Raw genomic sequence first — 22049 nt, 5'->3', positions numbered from 1 at the left:
TAAGTCTTTTCTTAAATTCTTGCTGTATTTTTGAAATATAAAAGAAAGTAAAAATGCTTGAAAAAATTATATCCTTTAGTTTAAAAAATAAACTCATCGTATTACTATTTACTCTTGGAATATTCGGTTTCGGAGTTTACTCTATATTCCAAATTTCCATTGGCGCAGTACCTGATGTTACGAATAATCAAGTTCAGGTCATTACGACTTCTGGAAATCTTTCTACTCAAGATATCGAACAATACATTACGTATCCTGTCGAAATTGAAATGGCCAATTTGCCTGGTGTAGTAGAAATTCGTTCTATTTCAAAATTTGGATTGTCTGTTGTTACTATTGTTTTTGAGGATGATTTGGGAACCTATCTACCAAGACAATTAATTGCCGAAAAAATCAAATCAGCCTCTGAGAAAATTCCTGCTGGCTTTGGAACACCTACGATGGGACCTATAACTACCGGCCTTGGAGAGATTTACCAATACACTTTAGAGGTAAAACCCGAATTTAAAAATAATTATTCCGTTACCGATTTAAGAACCATTCAAGATTGGGTTGTAAAAAGACAATTATCAGGAATCAAAGGGGTGGTTGAGATCAATACCTGGGGAGGTTATTTAAAGCAATACGAAATAGCCATCAATCCGTCGCAGTTAAAAGCGATGCATATTGCAACAACTGATGTGTTTACTGCCTTAGAAAAGAACAATAGTATCGCTGGTGGTGCGTATATCGAAAAGGTAAATCAAAGTTATTTTATTCGTGCCGAAGGTAAAGTGAACAACTTAGAAGACATCGAGAAAATAGTTGTTGCAAGTAATAATGGCTTTCCTATTTACATAAAAGATGTTGCCCAAGTCCGTTTTGGTAGTGCTAATCGTTTTGGTGCCATCACAGGAAATGGAGAAGGCGAGAAGGTATTAGGGCAAGTAATGATGCTTAAAGGAGCCAATTCTAAACAAGTAATTACTGATGTTAAAGCTAGAATCGCTTTAATTGAGAAATCATTGCCTGAAGGTGTTTATATCAACGGATTCTTAGAACGTAGTGAGCTAGTAGGGAAAACTACTTTGACTGTTGCCGAAAATCTAATTTTAGGTTGTTTGATTGTGATTTTTGTAGTGGTTTTATTGTTAGGAAATTGGCGCTCTGGTTTGGTAGTTGCTTCTGTGATTCCTTTATGCTTATTATTTGCTATTTCCTTGATGAATATTTTCGGAATTGATGCCAATTTGATGAGTTTGGGTGCAATTGATTTCGGAATTATAATTGATGGCGCGGTGATTATTGTCGAATTTATCGCTTTCCAGATAGCTAGTAAATCGGCACAATTAGGACCACTCTCGAAAGAAGACAGGCAACTCGAAATAGACCAAATTACGTATAAGAGCGCCTCAAAAATGATGAACTCCGCTATTTTTGGTCAATTGATTATACTCATTGTTTTTATCCCGATTCTTTCATTGACTGGTATCGAAGGTAAAATGTTTAAACCTATGGCAATGACTTTTAGTTTTGCTTTGGTAGGAGCTATGATTTTTTGCTTTACTTATGTTCCAGTCGTTTCTTCCCTATTTTTAAAACCCACAATCGAAAACCCGAAATCAATTTCTAGCCGATTGATCCGCAAGTTAAATTCATGGTATTTGCCTATTATTACTTGGGCGTTAATCAATACCAAAAAAGTGTTGTACGGTGCAGGTGCTTTATTAGTAATAGCAATTACCCTATTTATTACCATGGGAGGAGAGTTTATCCCCACACTTGATGAGGGTGATTTTGTAATTCAACCCGTTTTGAAAACAGGAACAACTCTAACAAAAACAATTGCTACAACTACAAAAATCGAGAAAATAGTACTTAAGAATTTTCCAGAAGTGGAACAAGTAGTAAGCCGTATTGGTGCTGCCGAAGTCCCTACAGATCCTATGAGTATGGAGGAAAGTGATGTCATTGTAAAACTAAAACCAAAATCAGAATGGGTTTCTGCAGCTACAAAAGATGAATTAGCCGACAAAATTAAAGCGGCGATAGAAAAAGAAATTCCGAATATGGAAATTGAATTTACACAACCGATTGAGATGCGTTTTAACGAATTAATATCTGGTACACGCTCTGATGTGGCAGTGAAGATATTTGGTGAAGATTTAAATGTTTTGGCTCGAAAAGCCAACGAAATTAAGAGAGCGATTGCAAAAGTAGAAGGAGCTTCGGATATTATAATCGAAAAAACTGAAGGCTTACCACAAATGACCGTGAGATACGATCGTTCTAAAATTGCGAGATATGGCTTGAACATTTCAGATCTTAATGACATGATTGCGCTTGGCTTTGCTGGTAAAACAGTCGGAAATGTGTTTGAAGGCGAGAAACGTTTTGATATGGTGATTCGTTTAGATCAAGCCAATAGAAAAAGTATCAATGACTTAAAACACCTTTATATTACAGCGCCATCAGGAGAGCAAGTGCCCTTGCAAGAATTAGCAAATATTGATTATACAGAGGGTCCTGCTAAAATTTCTAGAGACAATACAAACCGTAGAATTGTGGTAGGTATTAATGTTCGAAATCGTGATTTACAAAGCGTAGTTACCGACATTCAAAAAATTGTAGCTACTCAAGTCAAATTACCTACGGGCTATTATGTGCAATATGGTGGTCAGTTTGAAAACTTACAAAGCGCAAAAGCCAGATTGATGGTTGCCGTACCTATTGCATTATTTTTAATATTTATCTTATTGTATTTTGCTTTTGGTTCTGTAAAAGAAGCTTTGATGGTGTATTCTGCCATTCCTCTGTCTGCTGTTGGTGGAGTACTGTTTTTATGGATTAGAGGATTACCTTTTAGTATTTCAGCAGGTGTTGGTTTTATTGCCCTTTTTGGAATCGCGGTGCTAAACGGAATTGTATTAATTGAACATTTTAAAGAATTGAAACACCAAGGAATGAAAAATATTGACGAACTAATTTTAAAAGGAACGACTGATAGATTGCGTCCGGTATTATTAACCGCGGCAGCTGCAGCATTAGGTTTTTTACCTATGGCTATTTCGTCATCGGCAGGAGCAGAGGTACAACGCCCGCTAGCGACTGTGGTGATTGGAGGTTTGTTTACTGCTACTATTTTAACGATGATTGTATTGCCTATTTTATTCAAGTTATTCGATCAAAATGAATTTAAGAAACCACAATTTAAAGCACACAACAGCACTACTTTAATTATTTTGTTGTTTTTATCAACCTCTTTTGCTTTCGGACAAAACAATCAGTCAGAACTTGATAGTCTCATTGCAAAAGGAATTAGCAATAACAAAGGATTAAAGGCGTATCAGTTGCAAGTGGAGAAGTACAAAGCCAATATTAACAGTGCTTTTTCTTTCGATAAAACAAATATTTATTACAATTATGATCAAAATAATGTAGCGTACAACAACGAACCCTTAAAAGTATTTGGTGTACAACAACGCTTTGAATTCCCTACGGTTTATGGTGCTCGAAAGAAAGTAAATACAACCGAATTCGAAAAGGAAAAAGCTAGTTTTGAGATTCAGCAAAACAAACTTTCATTAGCTATTGCAAAAGGATATCACCAAATAGTATACCTGCAACATCAAGAGAAATTGTATGTGTACTTGGATAGTTTGTACCATACTTTCTCTAAAGCAAGTGACAGACGTTTTGAATTAGGGGAGACCAATTACCTAGAAAAAATCACTGCAGAATCTAAATTCAGGCAAATAAAAACGAAGCTGACGCAAATAGGGAATGAGAAGCAATTAGAGTACAGTGCACTCCAAAATCTAGTTCAAACGAATGATAAAATAGTAATCAATAGTAGCAAAGTTCTTCCATTGCAATTTTTAAGTAATGATGCAAGTATAAAAGTATATACTGCTTATTTAGAAACGGTTAGTAAGAATTATGAAAGCCAAATTAAATTACAAAAACAAAGTTGGTTACCTGATTTACATTTTGATGTTTTTAGAGGTTCGAATAAAGGAATTTCACAATCTTTAAATGGTTTTCAAGTGGGTATAGCAGTTCCTATTTTGTATACAGCTACGGTTTCTAAATCGAAAGTGGCGCAACTCGAATTGCAAAGTTGGGAGCAACAGAAGCAGAATGAAAATCAAAAAATGGAAAGTTATTTAAATCAGAAAAAGGAAGAATTAGCAAAATATCAGGAAGCGATTAACTACTACAATCAATATGGCAAAAAGCTGTCTGACGAAATTATTAAAGTTGGAAGCATGAGCTATAAACATGGCGAGATTGACTTTTTTCAATATATTCAAAGTTTAGAAAACGCAACCATCATACAAATAGACTATTTAGATAATGTACTTCAATTTAACAAAACACAATTAGACATTCAATACTTAAATTACTAAAACGTCAAAAATGAAAAAAATACTATATATATTCACTCTTTCCATGCTTTTTGTGTCTTGCAAAGAAGAAAAAAAGGAAGAAGTGTCAACTAAAAACACTGATTTTATAACGGTTACAGCAGCACAATTTAAATCTGGTGCAATGGCAATCGCCGAGCCTATGGAACAAGATTTTGATGTAACGGTTAAAACTTCTGGAAAAGTAGATGTTCCACCACAAAATAGAGCGCAAATCACCTCTTTTATTGGCGGCTATGTGAAAGCTACTTCACTATTGGTTGGTGACAAAGTAACTAAAGGACAAGCTTTACTTACTTTAGAAAACACAGAATTTTTAGATATTCAAAAAGAATATTTGGATGTTGCAGAGCAAATTAAGTACCTAAAGTCCGAATATGAGCGTCAGAAAACACTATTTGATGAAAAAATAACTTCACAAAAAAATTATTTAAAAGCAGAGAGTGATTACCGCAGAGCCAAAGGAATGTATCAAAGTTTAAGAGCGAAGCTAGTGATGCTTAATATTAGTCCCTCTAATGTTGAAAAAGGGAAATTAACCTCGGTTATTATTATTTATGCTCCGATAGCGGGAGATATTGTGGTCATGAATGCTAATGTAGGTAGGTTTGTTGCTCCATCGGATGTGATCTTGGATATCATTCAAACATCACACTTACATTTGGAACTAAACGTGTTTGAAAATGATATTTTGAAAGTAAAAGAAGGACAAGTGGTTAAGTTTACCGTTCCTGAAGCATCAAAAGAAACTTTTAATGCCGAAGTGCATTTGGTTGGAAAATCTATTGAAGGAAATGATAGAACGATCAATGTACATGCTCATTTAGAGGATAAAATGACTCAAAAATTAATCACAGGAATGTTTGTTGAAGCCAATATTATAGTTGATTCCCAAAAAAGTCTGGCTGTACCAATTGAAGCTTTAATTACCGAAAACACCAAAAAGTACGTACTTTTATTAAAGGAAAACAAAAACAACACGTACTACTTCAAAAAAGTAGCAGTAAGTACTGGCGAACAATCAGAGAAGTATGTAGCAATTACAGCAAACGATCAAATTAATAGCAAGTCTAAAGTACTCGTTAAAGGTGTTTTTGATGTAGCAAATTAATTAGAACGTAGTTTAGCTAAATTTAAAAGACAGAAAACGAAATCTAGATTAAAAAAAGATTTCAAAAAGACAATAAAGTAATTCGAATTACATGACAAACGACAAAAGCAAACCAACGCTAACAATTGATAATTATTTAGATAATCATTACATCCATCGTAGCAATTGGTTACGAGCGGCTGTACTTGGAGCAAATGACGGTATCATTTCTATTTCGAGTTTGGCTATTGGGATAGCTGCCGCAAGTGCAACCAGAGAACCTACTGTTTTAGCAGCTGTTGCTGGACTTGTAGCCGGGGCCTTATCTATGGCCGCAGGCGAGTATGTTTCTGTAAGTTCTCAAACTGATACTGAAAAGGCAGATATTGAAAGAGAGAAAGTCGAACTTAAAGAAATGCCTGATGAAGAGTTAAGCATATTAGCTCAGATCTATGAGAGAAGAGGACTTAAAAAAGAAACGGCAATGCAAGTGGCGCTTGAACTTACTGAAAAAGATGCATTAGCTGCACATATAAGAGATGAGTTAGGTATTAATGAAATCAGTCAAGCGAATCCAATTCAAGCAGCACTAGCCTCAGGAGCTTCTTTTACTATTGGTGGTGTTTTACCGCTTTTAGTGGTTCTTTTTGCACCAATAAAAGGTATGGAATATTGGCTCTATGCATCTACGATTTTGTTTCTTATCATATTAGGAGCAATGTCTGCAAAAACAGGTGGTTCAAGCATCTCCAAAGCAATTTTGAGAATTACAATTTGGGGTACAATTGCCATGGGACTTTCGGCATGGGTAGGTTATTTATTTGGTATAAAAGTATAAACAAACAAATTTATAGTAGTAGTTATGAACGACGCGCATTGGCACTTAGTATTTAATCATTTTCCAATAATAGGAACCATCTTTGGTTTAGGAACTTTGATTGTTGGTTTGGTTTTAAAAAATATTTCAGTCAAAAACACGGCTTATATTTTATTTGTTGTGGCTGCAATTTTTGCATTTGCCAGCATGGCCACTGGTGATGGAGCAGAAGAAATGGTAGAAGACATGCCCAATATAGGCCATCAAATCATTCATGAACATGAAGAATTAGCCGAAAAATTGGCCATAGTTTTATACGCTACAGCCATTTTTAGCCTACTTTCTCTCTACACCAATTTAAAAAAGCACAAATTTTTAAAAATCGCTTCTTACATCACTTTAGTTTTGGCTTTAAGCGCCACTGTTCTAGGATCATTTGTAGGCACCTCTGGAGGAGAGATTAGGCATACTGAAATTCGCGAAGGGCTAGTAAAACAGCCTATTCAGAATACTATTCCCAACTCAGAATCAAAGGAAGATTAAATGGTGAATTAATTTTTTAACAAAAAAGCAACATTAAGTTAAACTAATAATTGCTTTTTAATTAAAAAATCTTTTATATTTGCATAAGAAAAATACAACAAGTCATGTTTACAAATAAATTACATCATCATCATTTTCATTATTGCTCTCAAGCGATGTGTTAATGGTATGCATGTAAATCATCATATTAAAAAACCCGTTTGAGTACATCAAACGGGTTTTTTATTGCCTTAAATTGTACTCAGACATAACTATTAAAAAATAAAATAAAATGAGTACTTTAAAAATTGCAATTCAGAAATCAGGACGTTTAAACGAAGACAGTATCCAAATCCTTAAAGACTGCGGAATCTCGATTAACAACGGAATCGATCAGTTAAAAGCCGAAGCGTCTAACTTTCCTCTTGAAGTTTTATACCTTAGAAATTCAGATATTCCTCAATATTTAATTGACGGTGTGGTAGATATTGCTATTGTTGGTGATAATTTATTAGTCGAAAAAGGAAAAGGAATCCAAGTAGTTCAAAAACTAGGGTTTTCTAAATGTAAAGTATCGGTTGCTGTCCCTAAAACATTCGAATACAAGTCTATCAAAGACCTAGAAGGAATGCGCATCGCTACTTCATACCCAAACACAGTTATCGAATATTTCAACTCTTTTGGAGTAAATGTTGATATTCACCAAATTTCAGGTTCGGTTGAAATCGCTCCAAATATTGGTCTTGCCGATGCAATTGTAGATATCGTTTCTAGCGGAAGTACTTTGTTTAAAAACAATTTGAAAGAAGTTGAAATTATCTACAAAAGTGAAGCAGTACTTGCGGTTTCGCCAAAAGTAACTCCAGATGTTCAAAAATTAATCGACACTTTAAAATTCAGAATCGAATCTGTTTTAAGAGCACGTAGATCAAAATACATCTTGATGAACGTACCTAATGATAAAATTGAGGAAGTAGGTAAGATCTTGCCTGTTTTACGTAGTTTAACCGTATTGCCACTAGCGCAAGAAGGATGGAGCAGCGTACACTCTGTTATCGATAAAGATACTTTCTGGGATGTAATCGATCAGTTAAAAGATGCCGGTGCCGAAGGGATTTTGATTTGTCCAATTGAGAAAATGGTGCTGTAGCCCCCTAACCCCCGAAGGGGGAACTAGTAACTATAGCTTGAAATATGTAACTACAATAAAAATACAGGTTACCTCTCCTGTAACAATTCCCCCTTTGGGGGCTAGGGGGCTAATATGAACAAAATATACAACCCAACACCAGAAACTTGGTCTGCTATTTTAGAGCGACCTACAAAAACGGTTGACGATATAGAGCAAACTGTAAAAGAGATTTTTAAGGAAGTTCAAAAGAAAGGAGATGTTGCTGTAACCAAATATACTTCGATTTTTGACGGAGTAACTTTTGACAATTTAGAAGTTTCACAACAAGAAATTGAAAAAGCGGTAGCTGAAATTCCTAATGAATTGAAAGAAGCGATTCAATTGGCTAAAAGCAACATCGAAAAATTTCATGCGGCTCAAAAAACAGCCAAAGTGGAAGTTGAAACAGTTGAAGGTGTACAATGTTGGCAAGAAAAAAGACCAATTCAAAAGATTGGTTTGTATATACCAGGAGGAACAGCTCCTTTGTTTTCAACAGTATTAATGTTGGCTGTTCCTGCAAATATTGCGGGATGCAAAGAAATAGTCTTGTGTTCGCCACCAGACAAAAACGGAAATATAAATCCAGCAATTTTATATGCTGCCAATTTATGTGGCGTTACTAAAATATTAAAAGTAGGAGGGATACAAGCAATTGCTGCAATGACTTTTGGTACAGAAACAATTCCTAAAGTGTACAAGATTTTTGGACCAGGAAATCAATTTGTGACTGTCGCAAAACAATTAGCAACACAGTTTGGTGTAGCAATTGACATGCCAGCTGGACCTTCTGAATTGTTGGTTGTTGCTGATGATGCTGCTGTTCCTGCATTTGTAGCTTCAGATCTATTGTCGCAAGCAGAACATGGAGCAGATAGCCAAGTGATTTTGGTTTCTACCTCTAAAAAATTAATCGATGCCGTTGAAGAGGAAATTCAAATGCAATTAGAGCAATTACCTCGTAAATCAATTGCTGAGAAAGCGATAGCCAACTCTAAATTGATTTTTGTTGAAAACGATACAATCGCCTTAGACTTAATTAACGAATACGGACCAGAACACTTTATTGTTTGTACTGCTAACGATGAATTTTACATCAACGGAATAGAAAATGCAGGTTCGGTTTTTATTGGGAATTATACTCCTGAGAGCGCGGGTGATTATGCCTCTGGGACTAATCATACCTTACCAACAAATGGTTATGCTAAAAACTATAGTGGTGTCAATCTAGATAGTTTTACTAAGTCAATGACTTTCCAGAAAATTTCTGAAAAAGGAATTCAAAACATTGGAAAAGCGATTGAAGTTATGGCTGAAGCAGAAGGTTTGCAAGCGCATAAGAATGCAGTAACATTGAGATTGAAGACTTTAGAATAAGTCACAAGAGAAAAGAGGCAAGAGATAAGAAACAAGAGGCTAGATTCAAGAGATAAGATTAAAGTTTTAGGAGAAGTAGACACAATATAATAGTCTTTTCTCTTGACTCTTGATTCTGATTTTCACCTCTAAAAACATAAGAAAATGGAAAATTTCGATATAAATAATTTAGTTCGCGAGAACGTCAAGACTATGAAGCCGTATTCATCGGCGCGTGATGAATTTAAGGATTTTGATGTGGCTCAAATGATATTTTTGGATGCTAATGAAAATCCGTATCAAAATGGCGTAAACCGTTATCCTGATCCACAGCAAAGCAGTGTTAAAGCCGTTTTAGCGAAGCAAAGAAATCTTAAAACGAATCAAGTTTTGTTAGGAAACGGAAGCGATGAAGTATTGGATTTACTATTTAGAGCTTTTTGCGAACCTAAAGTTGATAACGTAATAACTTTACCACCAACATACGGAATGTATGGTGTTTTGGCTAACATTAATGCTGTAGAAAATAGAGAAGTTTTACTATCTCAAGATTTTCAACCACAGATCGAATCTATTCTAGAGTCTGTTGATGCCAATACAAAAATGATTTTCCTTTGTTCGCCTAATAATCCCACAGGGAATTCGTTTGCTGATGAAAGTGTGGTCACTTTATTGCAAAATTTCAAGGGATTAGTCGTTATTGATGAAGCCTATATTGATTTCTCAAAAAAACCAAGTTGGTTGAACGAACTAGATGAATATCCTAATTTGATTATTACGCAAACCTTATCAAAAGCGTATGGTTTGGCTGGAATTCGTTTGGGAATTTGTTACGCTTCTGTAGCAATTATTGCGGTTTTAAACAAAATCAAGCCACCTTACAATGTGAATGAGTTGACACAACAAAGAGCATTAGAAAGACTGGCTGATAAAGAGAAAATACAATTAGAAATTGACTCTATTGTAATACAAAGAGATGAATTACTTAAAGTATTAAGTGAAGTAAAATTTATATCGAAAATTTACCCAACAGAAGCAAATTTTGTTCTAATAAAAGTGGATGATGCTAATAAAAGATACAATGAATTAATTCAAAAAGGTATCGTGATTCGCAACCGAACAACACAACCTTTATGTGAAAATACCTTGCGTTTAACGATAGGTACAGCGGATGAAAATAAGATTTTAATGGAAGCCTTAAAAGCAATTGGCTAATTAGGAATAGAATTAAATTCATAATTTTATCGCCAAACGTTTTGCGTGAGGGATAGTAGTGGAGCTCTTTTTAGGACGGAGGAACGAAGTCCTAAAAAAGCGGGAACATCCCGAGGCTTCGGGAGCTAGACCCGCAGGGTCACGCCCAAATAAGAATATTAAATATAACTAAGCTACAGGCTCAAAGCGTAAATAAATGAAAAAAGTACTTTTTATCGATCGTGATGGAACGATTGTTTTGGAACCAGAAGGATACCAATTAGATAGTTTAAATAAATTAGAATTTTATCCAAAAGCGTTTCAGTATTTGGCTAAAATTGCAACCGAATTAGAATACGAATTGGTAATGGTTACCAACCAAGACGGTTTGGGAACAGACAGTTTTCCAGAAGATACGTTTTGGCCAACGCAGAATTTCATTTTGAGAGCTTTCGAAAATGAAGGCGTTTTATTTGATGATATTTTTGTAGACCGTTCGTTTCCTGAAGATAATGCACCTACACGCAAGCCGAGAACGGGGATGTTGACTAAATACATCGATAATCCTGCTTATGATTTGGCGAACTCGTTTGTGTTAGGAGACCGATTGACAGATGTGGAATTGGCTAAAAATCTTGGAGCCAAAGCGATTTTCATGAATGAATCTGAAGGCGCTGGAAGTTCTGAAATCGCTTCTAAACGGGAAGAATTAGATGATGTGATTAGTTTACAATCTACAGATTGGAAAGTGATATACGAGTTTTTGAAACTAGAAGCACGATCGGCTACGATTTCGAGAAAAACAAACGAAACGGATATCTACATTAACTTGAACCTTGATGGAACTGGGAAAAGCAAAATCGAAACCGGAATTGCTTTTTTTGATCACATGCTAGACCAAATTGCACGTCACGGGCAAATGGACTTAGAAATCAATGTAAAAGGAGACCTAGAAGTAGACGAGCACCACACGATTGAAGACACAGCAATTGCCTTAGGAGAAGTTTTTGCAAAAGCGTTAGGGAACAAGCTAGGGATTGAACGTTATGGTTTTTGTTTACCTATGGACGATTGCTTAGCACAGGTGGCGATTGACTTTGGAGGTAGAAACTGGTTGGTTTGGGAAACGGAATTCAAACGTGAGATGGTAGGGAAAATGCCAACAGAGATGTTCTTGCATTTTTTTAAATCATTCTCTGATGGAGCAAAAGCAAATATCAATATCAAAGCCGAAGGAGACAACGAACACCACAAAATTGAAGCTATTTTTAAGGCTTTCGCCAAAGCAATAAAAGTTGCCGTAAAACGCGATACTGAGAAAATGATTTTGCCGAGTACGAAAGGGATGTTGTAGCCCCCTAACCCCCGAAGGGGGAATAACTAAGTTTGAACTAAAATTTATGGAAAAAGATAACACACAATCCACTTCGACTCCCCCTTCGGGGGCTGGGGGGCTTGTAATTATAAATTACGGAGCAGGAAATATTCAAAGCATCATGTTTGCCATTGAAAGATTGGGATACAAAGCGGTTTTGAGTAATGATCCAGCCGAGATTAAGTCAGCGGATAAAGTAATTTTTCCGGGTGTGGGTGAAGCGAGTTCAGCGATGAAAATGCTTTTGGCAAGTGGTTTGGATAAGTTGATTCCAACATTGACGCAGCCTGTATTAGGAATTTGTCTTGGAATGCAGTTGATGTGTAACAAAACCGAAGAAGGAAATACGAAAGGATTGGGGATTTTTGACGTTGATGTGCTTAAATTTTCATCGAAAGTAAAAGTGCCGCAAATGGGTTGGAATACGATTTACAATTTGAAATCAGATTTGTTTAAAGACATTTCAGAAGACGAGTACATGTATTTGGTACACAGTTTCTACGCTCCTAATTGCGCTGAATCGATTGCTACGACAAACTACGAACTAGAATATGCTTCGGCCTTGCAAAAAAACAATTTCTACGGAACCCAATTTCACCCAGAAAAAAGTGGTGATGTAGGGGAGAAAATTCTTGGGAATTTTCTGCAACTTTAAACTTTAAACCTGAAACTAAAAAGAAATCATGCGTATTATACCAGCAATAGATATCATCGACGGAAAATGTGTTCGCTTATCAAAAGGCGATTACAACACCAAAATTATATACAATGAAAACCCGCTAGAAGTAGCCAAGGAATTTGAAGCGCACGGAATTGAATATTTGCACTTAGTAGATCTTGACGGAGCAAAATCGAGCAAAATAGTCAACTATAAAATTCTGGAGCAAATTGCGAGTCAAACGAGTTTGAAAATCGATTTTGGTGGTGGCTTAAAGTCGGATGCCGATTTGAAAATTGCGTTTGAAAGTGGTGCGAACCAAATCACAGGTGGAAGTATCGCTGTAAAAAATAGAGCTATTTTCGGAAAATGGATTACTGAATATGGTGCTGATAAAATTATCCTTGGAGCAGATGCTAATAACGAAAAAGTAGCCGTTTCAGGATGGTTAGAAGAGTCAGATCAGGAGTTAGTTCCTTTTATTCAAGGGTATCAAGAAAAAGGAATTCAGTACGTGATTTGTACCGATATCGCAAAAGACGGAATGCTGGAAGGACCTAGTTTTGATTTATATGCTAAAATATTGGCGAAAGCCGAAGGAATAAAATTAATCGCTTCAGGTGGAATTTCGACCTTTGATGAATTACCTAAATTAGCTGAATTAGGTTGTGAAGGAACCATTATTGGTAAAGCAATTTACGAAGGAAGGATTTCGATGAAACAACTAGAGCAATATATATTAGAATCTAAATAATTTGAAGATGTGAAAATTTGGAAATGAGGTAATGCATTTTCAAATTTTTTAATTTTCAAATTTTCAAATTAAACGAGATGTTAACAAAAAGAATAATACCCTGTTTAGATATAAAAAATGGACGTACCGTTAAAGGCGTAAATTTTGTAGATTTGCGTGATGCTGGTGATCCGGTAGAATTAGCCAAGATCTATTCGAATGAAGGAGCTGACGAATTGGTTTTTTTGGATATATCAGCAACGGAAGAACGCCGAAAAACATTGGTGAAGTTGGTTCGTGAAGTGGCCGCTACAATTAATATTCCGTTTACGGTGGGTGGTGGAATATCCTCTGTAGCCGATGTGGAAGTGTTGTTGCAAAACGGAGCAGATAAAGTTTCGATTAATTCATCAGCGATAAAAAATCCGCAGTTGATTAATGATTTGGCTAGTAAATTTGGAAGCCAATGCGTGGTCGTTGCTATTGATGCCAAACAAATAGACGGGCTATGGATTGTACATTTAATGGGTGGAAAAGTACCCACAGAACTAAATTTATTTGACTGGGCCGTTGAAGTAGCCGAAAGAGGAGCTGGTGAAATCTTGTTTACCTCGATGGATAACGACGGAACAAAAAATGGTTTTGCTAATGACGCTTTGGCTACATTATCAACTTTAGTTAATATTCCGATAATTGCTTCTGGTGGTGCTGGAAACATGCAACATTTTGTAGATAGTTTCACCGAAGGAAAAGCAGATGCCGCTTTAGCCGCAAGTGTATTTCACTTTAAAGAGATTGAAATTAAAACGTTGAAACAAGAACTTAAAAATAATAATATAGCAGTAAGACTTTAGGAGTAAGTCATAAGTAGTAATGATTAAGTTATCATTATTTAATTTGAACCACTTTGCCACTAATACTTAATACTTACAATCTAATACTTAATACTTGATAATGAACATAGATTTTTCAAAAAGCGCACACGGATTAATTCCGGCAATTATACAAGACAGTGAAACTAAAGCAGTTTTAATGTTGGGTTACATGAATGCAGAGGCGTACCAAAAAACAATTGATACTCAAAAAGTCACTTTTTTTAGTCGCTCCAAGCAAAGACTTTGGACCAAAGGCGAGGAGAGTGGTAATTTTTTGAACTTAGTGGATATTAAAAACGATTGTGATGGCGACACTTTGTTAATTCAAGTAAAACCTGTTGGTCCAACTTGTCATACAGGTGCAGATACTTGCTGGCAAACAGAAAACAAAGGAGATTACGGTTTCCTTTCACAGTTGGAGCAAACTATTAAAACAAGAAAAGAAAATGCTGATTCTGAGAAAAGTTATGTAGCTTCTTTATTCAAATTAGGAATGAATAAAATCGCTCAAAAAGTAGGAGAGGAAGCGGTAGAAGTGGTTATCGAAGCTAAGGACGATAACGATGACTTGTTTTTGGGTGAAAGCGCCGACTTGTTATTTCATTACTTAATTCTGCTTCAAGCAAAAGGATTTGAATTAGAAGATGTGGTTAAGGTTTTAAAAAGCCGCCAAAAATAAAATAGGATTTTTAAATAAATTTAAACGAAACCCAATAGTAAATTGATTTATTATTGGGTTTTGTTTTTCAATCAAAACGCAATTCCTATATTTACTTTGTATTATAGGACTACAAGTAACAAAGCTAATAATACTATAATCTTGAAAAAGTAACTATGAAAACGATACAAGTTAAAGACATTAATAATTTTGAAGGAACAATTATAGTTCCGGTATTTGAAACCACTGCTCACAATGTAATTCCGATTACATTTGATGATGTAGAAGTATCTTCAAGAGTATTTTACGGTAAAAAAGATAGTTCGTATTTAGTTGAAAGTAAAGCTACTACTTATCTTTTTGTAGGATTAGGAAAAGAAATTGATTACAAGTCACTTAAAACTATTTTTAGAAGAGTTGCAGCTAATAGTAAAGATATTTTTGGGAAATCAGTAGTGTTAGCATTGCCAAAAGAGTTTACAAGCGAACAGCTGGAAGCAAGTATATCAGGTTTGGTTTTAGGGACCTATAATCTGGGACATTATAAAAAGCAATTTACGCATCCTTTTTTAGGACCTGAATTTGAGCTTCAAATCCTTTCAGAAAATAACTATAAAGAGGTCACTGAAAGAGCTATTTAAATAGCGAAGGCACAATTAGAAACATTGGCTTTAGTTGATTTACCTCCCAATCGTGTTACACCAAAATACTTAACAGAATGGGCTGTTGACCGTGGAAGTAAGTATGGTTTTAAAGTAAAAGCTTTAGGGCTAGAGGCATGCGAAATTGAAGGGTTAGAAGCTTTTATATCTGTGGGGAAAGGAAGTCAAAACGAACTCCAATTCATCATTATGAGTTATGAACCAAATACACCTATTGAAAATCTAAAACATGTAGGTCTAGTAGGGAAGGGGATTACTTTTGACACCGGTGGTTTGAACATTAAAACTGCTGGAATGTTAGATATGAAATGTGATATGGCAGGTGGTGCAGCGGTTTTTGGAGCGATGCAATTAATAGCTGACTTACAATTACCGGTAAAAGTTACTGCAATTGTTCCTTGTGCGGAGAATGCGGTGAGCAGCAAATCTTTTCTACCTAGTGATGTAATAAAAAGCTACGGCGGAGCAACTATTGAAATTATTGATACAGATGCCGAAGGACGATTGATTCTTGCGGATGGGCTAGCATATATGGTGAAAAATTATAGTCCAGAGTATATTGTTGATATTGCTACTTTGACGGGGAGCAGTATGGGGACATTTGGTCACGAATGTGCAGCTTTATTTACTAATAATAATACTGTTGCGACAGCATTGCAAAAAGCTGGAGATAGTATAGGCGAGCGCATGTGGCCTTTGCCATTGTGGGAAGCTTACAATACGGATATTGAAAGTGATATCGCAGATGTGCGCAACTATAGCGGTAAGCCATTAGCGGGAGCAATTACAGCAGCCAAATTTTTAGAATATTTTACACAAGGGCATAAGGCGTGGGCGCATTTAGATATTGCTGGAGTAGCTTTTGGTACAGATGAATTTGCTAAGAGCAAACATGCTACCGCTTATGGTGTCCAGCTATTAGCTAAATTTATCGAAAATATTTAAGGAATAATAACGGTAATAATTTCGATAGAAATTGAAATATTTTATAATGAAAAAATGTAATTATCTTTCTCTAATAGCGCTTTTGACTTTGAATATGGTTAGTGCGCAAGGGCTTTTGGGCAAAGACCAAGCGGTGTTTACGAGGCAGGATTCCCTACGTGGAACTGTAACTAAAGAACGTATTTGGTGGGATGTGAAAAACTATAAATTGGATATCAAAGTAAATCCATTAGATAGTACAATTACAGGGTCTAACGCTATTGAATACAAAGTATTGAATGCCTATAATATTATGCAAATTGATTTGCAAAACCCAATGGAAATCACGCGAGTAATGCAAGACGGTAAACCATTAGAATATACTAGAGAAGGCAATGCTTTTTTTATAAAATTACTCGCTAAACAAGTTGTCGGTTCTACTAAGGAACTAACTGTTTTTTACGGAGGAAAACCTAAAGTAGCAGTCAATCCACCATGGGATGGTGGAATTACCTGGAAAAAAGATGCCAACGGAAAACTATTTATTGCTTCTTCATGTCAAGGCCTAGGAGCAAGTGTATGGTGGCCTAACAAAGACCATATGTATGATGAAGTAGAGGGTATGACTATAAGTGTAAATGTTCCTGGTGATTTAATGGATGTCTCCAATGGTCGCTTGAAAGAGGTAAAAAAACTAAAAGACGGAACCAAAACATATACTTGGGTAGTAACCAATCCTATCAACAATTATGGTGTAAATATAAATATAGGTGACTATGTTTCGTTTTTTGAAAAATACAAAGGAGAAAAAGGAATATTAGATCTTAACTATTATGTGTTGAAAGATAATTTGGCTAAAGCCAAAGAACAATTCACAGATGTTCCTAGAATGTTAAAGGCATTTGAACACTGGTTTGGTCCTTATCCATTTTATGAAGACAGCTATAAACTTGTAGAGGCACTGTATTTAGGTATGGAACATCAAAGTTCAGTAACCTATGGCAATGGGTATAAAAATGGCTACCGTGGCAGAGATTTAAGTGGAACAGGATGGGGATTAAAGTTTGATTTTATCATTATTCACGAGTCTGGGCACGAGTGGTTTGCTAATAATATCACTTACAAAGATATTGCCGACATGTGGATTCATGAAAGTTTCACTAATTATTCTGAAAGCCTTTTTGTAGAATATTACTACGGCAAAGAAGCTGGAGATGAATACGTACGCGGAATTAGAAAAAATATCGAAAATGACAAACCCATTATAGGGCATTATGATGTGAACAATGAAGGTTCTAGCGACATGTATTACAAAGGCGCGAATATGTTGCATACTATCCGTCAGATTGTGAATAACGACGAAAAATGGAGAGTAATTTTAAGAGGGTTAAATAGTACTTTCTATCATCAAACGGTAACTACAAAGCAAATAGAAGACTATATGACTACGCAAACGGGAGTAGCGCTATCCACTGTTTTTAATCAGTATTTAAGAGATGTACGCATACCTACATTAGAATATTTTTCTCAAAATAATACACTTGGATATCGTTGGACAAATTGTGTTGAAGGATTTAAAATGCCGGTAAAAATCACAATTGATGGCAAGGAGCAGTGGCTGGAACCTAGCACTGAGTGGAGTAATACAGCTATTCCAAACGATAAAGCTGTCGTTAAAATTGATCCAAATTTTTATGTGGCAGGAATTGATATTACCAGAGAAAATTAGCTAATTTTACCATTGGAAAATATGCTGAAAATAACTTTTTAAAAGGTGCTTTATGAAAAAAACAATTACATCATTACTGCTTATTATTTTTATTAGCACCTTAACTTATGGGCAAACAAGTGTAACGGCTACAGCTGTTAGCAAACCACTTGCAGTAACTGTATTAACACCGGCGATTGCTGATACGCTAAGTTTAGAAAAATCAAGCGAAATGCTTGATGAAGCTACCTACTGGAATATTATTGACAATTCTATAAAAAATAGTTCTAATCAGGCAGATCAGGAAGTAGTTTTAATTGCTGATCTTGAGAAATTATCACCTAAGGAAATCGTAGGTTTTAGATTGCGTACTGATAAGTTGCTTTTTGACACCTATAATCAAGAGTTATGGTGTGCAGCCTATATAGTAAATAATGGTTCAACAGATGGTGGCTTTGATTACTTTAGATCATGGCTCATCTCTAAAGGTAAAGACGCGTATTATAGTGCGGTAAAAAATACTGATGCTATTTTAAAAATCATTGACGCAAGTGAAGAGGAGGAGTACGAGTTTGAAGCTTTTGGGTATGTAGCGGTAAGTGCATTTAAAGCGGTAACCAATCAAGAGTTATTTGACTATATTGATTACGACAAATTCACTACAAACGATGAGAATTATCCAATCTTGAAGTTTACATGGAATGTTGACGAACCAGAAACAATGCAAAAGGTATGTCCTAAACTATACGAGAGATTTAATAAATAAAATTGTAGAATTTGAAAGAAGCGGTTTGCACTAGTTTAGTACTATTGCAAACCGCTTTTTTTGTTAATTATTTCTATAGAACGGTGAGCTGACTTTTAATACGCTCTTGTAGCATGCTCATCATTCTTTTATTCAAGTTGGAAGTATTTGATGCATAGGTTCGGTATTCTTCTAGAGTGAATAATCCTACAACCATACCCTTCAATGTATTTCTATATTTAGTGTCTTTTTGTATGCTATTTTCTATAAAAGCATTTTTTTTCTCTAATGTGAAATTCGCAAAATCACCTTTATTTTTTGAGATATAGTTTTTGAATGAAGCGATAAATAATTCATTCTGTAGTTTTAGTATCGGACGTAGTACTTGGTTTTGAAATAATTCTTCTGCTGACGACTGAGCACCCACAGATCCTATAGTTTCTGAGCGAAACTCTTTTAAAAATTGCTCTCTATCTTTCATCTTTTTTTTATAAAATTAAACATTTTTTGACTTCTAAATCTTATTTTAGCAATACTAAATTATTAAGATGAGATTTCACACTAGAAAATGGGTAAAACCAGAAGACTTAAACCCAAACGGAACCTTGTTTGGCGGACAATTATTAGCTTGGATTGACGAAGAACTAGCACTGTATACCATCATTCAATTAGAAAATTCGAGAGTGGTGACAAAACACATGTCTGAAATAAATTTTAGAAGTTCAGCAAGGCAAGGAGATATTATCGAGATTGGTATTGACGTGGTGAAATTTGGTAATAGCTCATTAACGCTTAAATGCGAAGCTAGAAATATGATGACACGCGAGACCATTATTAGTATTGACAGTACAACAATGGTAAACTTGGGTGAAGATGGAAAACCAAAGGCACACGGCAAAAAAGAGATTGAATTTGTTAGAAATAGAATGCTTTAAATAGAAAACGAGATAGTAAATTGCTATCTCGTTTATTATAAATTTACCTTTTAAGTACTTCGTAATCACTTTCTAGAATGGCGTATTCATAATTATCAGACCAACCAGATTTTAAAGGTAATACTTGTCGACAACGACCCTCTCTAAGCATGCCTACTTTTTCAAGCACTTTAATAGACCCAATATTATCGACGGCACAACCTGCTTGAATCCTATGAAGTTGTAAGTGGTTGAATCCATAATCAAGCAGTGCATTCAGGGCTTCAGTTGCGTACCCTTTTCTCCAATGATTAGGATGTAATTTGTACCAAACTTCGGCTCTGCTATTTTTTTTAGGCCATAATTTGAGTCCGAGTAGCCCTATGAAAGTTTTACTATCAGTTAATTCGATAGCAAAAGTATAGTTTGTGATTTCCTTCTGGTTATTGGCTAAAAGCCAAAATTCAATAAGCTGAGTCGTTTCCTGTAAATCTGCTGGAATACCTAAAGTATTAAACTGATCCACCTCGGGGATTGAATGCAACTGATGGATGGATTCAATATCTAAGGGGCTAATTAAACGTATTTGCAAGTTAGCAGTTGTCAATTTCATAGCTATGGTTTATGCAGTGTAAGTTCCTTTTGAAGGGAGTTCAAAAACTTCTAAATCAAAGTATTTAACCGAGGCAAAAATATGGTCAAACACATCAGACATTACATACTCATAGTTCTCCCATCGTTTGTCGCTTGAAAAAGCATAAATTTCGATAGGAACTCCCTGAGCAGTAGATTGCAGCTGCCTACACATTAAAAGCATCTCTTGATTTAATGCAGGATGGTTACGTAGATATTGTGTGATGTATTTTCTGAAAAGTCCTAAATTTGTCATGTTGCGACCGTTGATTGCTAGGGACTTGTCAACATTGTTATCTAAGTTAAACTTCTCGATTTCGATTTTTCGAGTATCAATATACGCACTAATTAAGCCAATGCTTTTTAACTTTGTTAACTCAGCATCAGATAGAAATCGAATACTACTACTCTTTATTAGAATATGTCTTTTTATTCTACGCCCGTCTGATTTTAGCATTCCTCTCCAGTTTTGAAAGGAATCAGAACTCAAACTATACGTAGGAATCGTAGTGGTTGTGTTGTCAAAATTTCGCACTTTTACCGTAGTCAAGTTGATTTCTATAACATCTCCATCGGCACCAAACTTGTCCATTGTAATCCAGTCTCCTATTCGAACCATATCATTTATAGACACCTGTACACTAGCCACAAACCCTAAGATGATATCTCTAAAAATCAAAATAATTAATGCTGAGACAGCTCCTAATGTGGTTAAAAGTTCTTTAAACTGTAGATCAAATAATTTAGAGATAATCACGGTAACTCCCACCATCCATAGCACAATCATGATTACTTGAATGAAACTATCAATAGGCTTGTCACTGTAACGTGGCTTTTGTTTTAAGTAATCTCTTAACGCATTAAAAACGGTTCTTACAATCCATAAGACTAGAAAAACGATATATATTCCAATTAGTTTACCAAAAATACTCTCCCAATATTCAAATTTTTCAAGAATAACGGGAACAGATTTATAGATGAACAATAGCGGAATTAGATGTGCAATGTACTTTGCTGTTTTATTCGAAACTAAAAAATCATCAAATTGTGTCTTTGTTCGTTGTGCAATAAAAACAATAATTGTAACAAGTATAAGACGAAAAATAATATAGATACCATAAGCTAAGACACACAACAAGGCAATGTTGATGAACAAGCTTAAGTAAGAAGAAAAACTGTATCCCATTCCCCATTTCCTAAACATAGGATATAGAAAACCAAATACTTTTTCGATTGTTTTATACATTTTTCAGGTATTTCTGTTCGATATAAAAAGTTCCAAAAGGAATTAATGAAGCAACTAAAATAATACCAAACGTTGTGAATGACCAGCCCATACTCTTTTTTAAAAGCGCAGCTAATAATAGGTATCCTATAAAAAGCACTCCGTGACTCATACCAATAGGGTATAATAAGGTGTGATATAATTCAAAATTTGTTGGTTTTATAAACAACATATTTGAAAACAGTACAAGATAAGAAATTCCTTCAAGGATTGCGACAATTTTAAAAAGCTTGAGCATGGAGATAATTTTAAGTAATAAACCGCAAAATTAAGTATTATGATTCATTATAATGGCATTGCTGCCTAAAGTAATTTAACTTTGT

The 22049-nt window shown here is 35.2% G+C and carries 21 protein-coding genes; 17 read left to right on the top strand and 4 right to left on the bottom strand.

Translation table 11 applies throughout. The features are described from left to right. The first annotated feature begins 53 nt into the window (after nucleotides 1-53). From HNQ00_RS01470 to HNQ00_RS01400, 16 genes are all read left to right on the top strand, one after another. Nucleotides 54-4388, top strand: a complete 4335-nt coding sequence (locus tag HNQ00_RS01470) for a CusA/CzcA family heavy metal efflux RND transporter (RefSeq protein WP_173836374.1) — start codon at nucleotides 54-56, stop codon at nucleotides 4386-4388. 10 nt (nucleotides 4389-4398) lie between these two features. After that, on the top strand, nucleotides 4399-5517 hold the full coding sequence (locus HNQ00_RS01465) for an efflux RND transporter periplasmic adaptor subunit (protein ID WP_173836372.1): 1119 nt from the start codon (nucleotides 4399-4401) through the stop codon (nucleotides 5515-5517). Between the two features lie 91 nt (nucleotides 5518-5608). Further along, nucleotides 5609-6334 carry a VIT1/CCC1 transporter family protein gene (locus HNQ00_RS01460; protein WP_173836371.1) on the top strand — a complete coding sequence of 242 codons (726 nt, stop codon included), beginning with the start codon at nucleotides 5609-5611 and terminating at the stop codon, nucleotides 6332-6334. Between the two features lie 24 nt (nucleotides 6335-6358). Beyond that, nucleotides 6359-6856 (top strand): DUF2231 domain-containing protein, encoded by a 498-nt coding sequence (locus HNQ00_RS01455; RefSeq protein WP_173836369.1) that lies wholly within the window; start codon nucleotides 6359-6361, stop codon nucleotides 6854-6856. A 271-nt stretch (nucleotides 6857-7127) separates the two neighbouring features. Then, nucleotides 7128-7985: an ATP phosphoribosyltransferase gene (hisG, locus tag HNQ00_RS01450; protein ID WP_173836367.1), complete on the top strand. Its 858-nt coding sequence runs from the start codon at nucleotides 7128-7130 to the stop codon at nucleotides 7983-7985. A 114-nt stretch (nucleotides 7986-8099) separates the two neighbouring features. Further along, nucleotides 8100-9383: a histidinol dehydrogenase gene (gene hisD, locus HNQ00_RS01445; RefSeq protein WP_173836365.1), complete on the top strand. Its 1284-nt coding sequence runs from the start codon at nucleotides 8100-8102 to the stop codon at nucleotides 9381-9383. A gap of 144 nt (nucleotides 9384-9527) precedes the next feature. Then, nucleotides 9528-10577, top strand: a complete 1050-nt coding sequence (gene hisC / locus HNQ00_RS01440; protein ID WP_173836363.1) for a histidinol-phosphate transaminase — start codon at nucleotides 9528-9530, stop codon at nucleotides 10575-10577. Nucleotides 10578-10773: 196 nt separating this feature from the next. Beyond that, complete coding sequence (gene hisB, locus HNQ00_RS01435) at nucleotides 10774-11910, top strand: bifunctional histidinol-phosphatase/imidazoleglycerol-phosphate dehydratase HisB (protein ID WP_173836361.1); 1137 nt, start codon at nucleotides 10774-10776, stop codon at nucleotides 11908-11910. Nucleotides 11911-11956: 46 nt separating this feature from the next. Continuing rightward, a complete protein-coding gene (hisH, locus tag HNQ00_RS01430; protein ID WP_173836359.1) occupies nucleotides 11957-12586 on the top strand; it encodes an imidazole glycerol phosphate synthase subunit HisH in 630 nt (209 codons plus the stop codon). A 28-nt stretch (nucleotides 12587-12614) separates the two neighbouring features. Further along, the gene (hisA, locus tag HNQ00_RS01425; RefSeq protein WP_173836357.1) at nucleotides 12615-13343 is read left to right on the top strand and encodes a 1-(5-phosphoribosyl)-5-[(5-phosphoribosylamino)methylideneamino]imidazole-4-carboxamide isomerase; all 729 of its coding nucleotides are present in this window, start codon (nucleotides 12615-12617) and stop codon (nucleotides 13341-13343) included. Between the two features lie 77 nt (nucleotides 13344-13420). Next, entirely contained in the window at nucleotides 13421-14176 is a 756-nt protein-coding gene (gene hisF, locus HNQ00_RS01420; protein WP_173836355.1) for an imidazole glycerol phosphate synthase subunit HisF, read from the top strand. 100 nt (nucleotides 14177-14276) lie between these two features. Next, on the top strand, nucleotides 14277-14876 hold the full coding sequence (gene hisIE, locus HNQ00_RS01415; protein ID WP_173836353.1) for a bifunctional phosphoribosyl-AMP cyclohydrolase/phosphoribosyl-ATP diphosphatase HisIE: 600 nt from the start codon (nucleotides 14277-14279) through the stop codon (nucleotides 14874-14876). A gap of 155 nt (nucleotides 14877-15031) precedes the next feature. After that, complete coding sequence (locus tag HNQ00_RS16305) at nucleotides 15032-15496, top strand: M17 family peptidase N-terminal domain-containing protein (RefSeq protein WP_254598415.1); 465 nt, start codon at nucleotides 15032-15034, stop codon at nucleotides 15494-15496. A 24-nt stretch (nucleotides 15497-15520) separates the two neighbouring features. Beyond that, the gene (locus tag HNQ00_RS01410) at nucleotides 15521-16462 is read left to right on the top strand and encodes a leucyl aminopeptidase family protein (protein ID WP_254598413.1); all 942 of its coding nucleotides are present in this window, start codon (nucleotides 15521-15523) and stop codon (nucleotides 16460-16462) included. A 46-nt stretch (nucleotides 16463-16508) separates the two neighbouring features. Then, nucleotides 16509-18170, top strand: a complete 1662-nt coding sequence (locus tag HNQ00_RS01405; protein ID WP_173836351.1) for a M1 family metallopeptidase — start codon at nucleotides 16509-16511, stop codon at nucleotides 18168-18170. Between the two features lie 52 nt (nucleotides 18171-18222). Continuing rightward, nucleotides 18223-18915 carry a DUF4240 domain-containing protein gene (locus HNQ00_RS01400; protein ID WP_173836349.1) on the top strand — a complete coding sequence of 231 codons (693 nt, stop codon included), beginning with the start codon at nucleotides 18223-18225 and terminating at the stop codon, nucleotides 18913-18915. Between the two features lie 73 nt (nucleotides 18916-18988). On the opposite strand, the gene HNQ00_RS01395 is transcribed toward HNQ00_RS01400, so the two are convergent. Beyond that, nucleotides 18989-19375 (bottom strand): glyoxalase, encoded by a 387-nt coding sequence (locus HNQ00_RS01395; protein WP_173836347.1) that lies wholly within the window; start codon nucleotides 19373-19375, stop codon nucleotides 18989-18991. A gap of 67 nt (nucleotides 19376-19442) precedes the next feature. On the opposite strand from HNQ00_RS01395, the gene HNQ00_RS01390 reads away from it, so the two are divergent. After that, nucleotides 19443-19829: an acyl-CoA thioesterase gene (locus tag HNQ00_RS01390; protein ID WP_173836345.1), complete on the top strand. Its 387-nt coding sequence runs from the start codon at nucleotides 19443-19445 to the stop codon at nucleotides 19827-19829. Between the two features lie 43 nt (nucleotides 19830-19872). Here HNQ00_RS01390 and HNQ00_RS01385 read toward each other — a convergent pair whose 3' ends face one another. From HNQ00_RS01385 to HNQ00_RS01375, 3 genes are read right to left on the bottom strand one after another with little or no spacing between them, the layout of a single operon-like run. Continuing rightward, the gene (locus HNQ00_RS01385) at nucleotides 19873-20421 is read right to left on the bottom strand and encodes a GNAT family N-acetyltransferase (protein ID WP_173836343.1); all 549 of its coding nucleotides are present in this window, start codon (nucleotides 20419-20421) and stop codon (nucleotides 19873-19875) included. A gap of 9 nt (nucleotides 20422-20430) precedes the next feature. Beyond that, the gene (locus HNQ00_RS01380) at nucleotides 20431-21687 is read right to left on the bottom strand and encodes a mechanosensitive ion channel family protein (protein WP_173836341.1); all 1257 of its coding nucleotides are present in this window, start codon (nucleotides 21685-21687) and stop codon (nucleotides 20431-20433) included. Continuing rightward, nucleotides 21680-21964, bottom strand: coding sequence for a DUF3817 domain-containing protein (locus HNQ00_RS01375; protein WP_173836339.1), 285 nt, complete (start codon nucleotides 21962-21964; stop codon nucleotides 21680-21682). The genes HNQ00_RS01380 and HNQ00_RS01375 overlap by 8 nt, the downstream gene beginning before the upstream one ends. Between the last annotated feature and the right edge of the window lie 85 nt (nucleotides 21965-22049).

Origin of the sequence: Flavobacterium aeripolare, assembly GCF_013294025.1 — a bacterium.
In the GTDB taxonomy this organism is placed as follows: Bacteria; Bacteroidota; Bacteroidia; order Flavobacteriales; family Flavobacteriaceae; genus Flavobacterium.
The sequence above is the reverse complement of the archived record's forward strand: the minus strand, read 5'-3'. Positions and strand labels throughout refer to the sequence as shown.

What these genes read in the sequence shown, in the direction of transcription:
- HNQ00_RS01455 (WP_173836369.1), top strand. Translation starts at nt 6,359, where the DNA reads ATGAACGACGCGCATTGGCACTTAGTATTTAATCATTTTCCAATAATA.
- hisIE (WP_173836353.1), top strand. Translation starts at nt 14,277, where the DNA reads ATGAACATAGATTTTTCAAAAAGCGCACACGGATTAATTCCGGCAATT.
- hisC (WP_173836363.1), top strand. Translation starts at nt 9,528, where the DNA reads ATGGAAAATTTCGATATAAATAATTTAGTTCGCGAGAACGTCAAGACT.
- hisF (WP_173836355.1), top strand. Translation starts at nt 13,421, where the DNA reads ATGTTAACAAAAAGAATAATACCCTGTTTAGATATAAAAAATGGACGT.
- HNQ00_RS01465 (WP_173836372.1), top strand. Translation starts at nt 4,399, where the DNA reads ATGAAAAAAATACTATATATATTCACTCTTTCCATGCTTTTTGTGTCT.
- HNQ00_RS01400 (WP_173836349.1), top strand. Translation starts at nt 18,223, where the DNA reads ATGAAAAAAACAATTACATCATTACTGCTTATTATTTTTATTAGCACC.
- HNQ00_RS01470 (WP_173836374.1), top strand. Translation starts at nt 54, where the DNA reads ATGCTTGAAAAAATTATATCCTTTAGTTTAAAAAATAAACTCATCGTA.
- hisB (WP_173836361.1), top strand. Translation starts at nt 10,774, where the DNA reads ATGAAAAAAGTACTTTTTATCGATCGTGATGGAACGATTGTTTTGGAA.
- HNQ00_RS01405 (WP_173836351.1), top strand. Translation starts at nt 16,509, where the DNA reads ATGAAAAAATGTAATTATCTTTCTCTAATAGCGCTTTTGACTTTGAAT.
- HNQ00_RS01375 (WP_173836339.1), bottom strand. Translation starts at nt 21,964, where the DNA reads ATGCTCAAGCTTTTTAAAATTGTCGCAATCCTTGAAGGAATTTCTTAT.
- HNQ00_RS01390 (WP_173836345.1), top strand. Translation starts at nt 19,443, where the DNA reads ATGAGATTTCACACTAGAAAATGGGTAAAACCAGAAGACTTAAACCCA.
- HNQ00_RS01395 (WP_173836347.1), bottom strand. Translation starts at nt 19,375, where the DNA reads ATGAAAGATAGAGAGCAATTTTTAAAAGAGTTTCGCTCAGAAACTATA.
- hisH (WP_173836359.1), top strand. Translation starts at nt 11,957, where the DNA reads ATGGAAAAAGATAACACACAATCCACTTCGACTCCCCCTTCGGGGGCT.
- HNQ00_RS01380 (WP_173836341.1), bottom strand. Translation starts at nt 21,687, where the DNA reads ATGTATAAAACAATCGAAAAAGTATTTGGTTTTCTATATCCTATGTTT.
- hisD (WP_173836365.1), top strand. Translation starts at nt 8,100, where the DNA reads ATGAACAAAATATACAACCCAACACCAGAAACTTGGTCTGCTATTTTA.
- hisA (WP_173836357.1), top strand. Translation starts at nt 12,615, where the DNA reads ATGCGTATTATACCAGCAATAGATATCATCGACGGAAAATGTGTTCGC.
- HNQ00_RS16305 (WP_254598415.1), top strand. Translation starts at nt 15,032, where the DNA reads ATGAAAACGATACAAGTTAAAGACATTAATAATTTTGAAGGAACAATT.
- hisG (WP_173836367.1), top strand. Translation starts at nt 7,128, where the DNA reads ATGAGTACTTTAAAAATTGCAATTCAGAAATCAGGACGTTTAAACGAA.
- HNQ00_RS01460 (WP_173836371.1), top strand. Translation starts at nt 5,609, where the DNA reads ATGACAAACGACAAAAGCAAACCAACGCTAACAATTGATAATTATTTA.
- HNQ00_RS01385 (WP_173836343.1), bottom strand. Translation starts at nt 20,421, where the DNA reads ATGAAATTGACAACTGCTAACTTGCAAATACGTTTAATTAGCCCCTTA.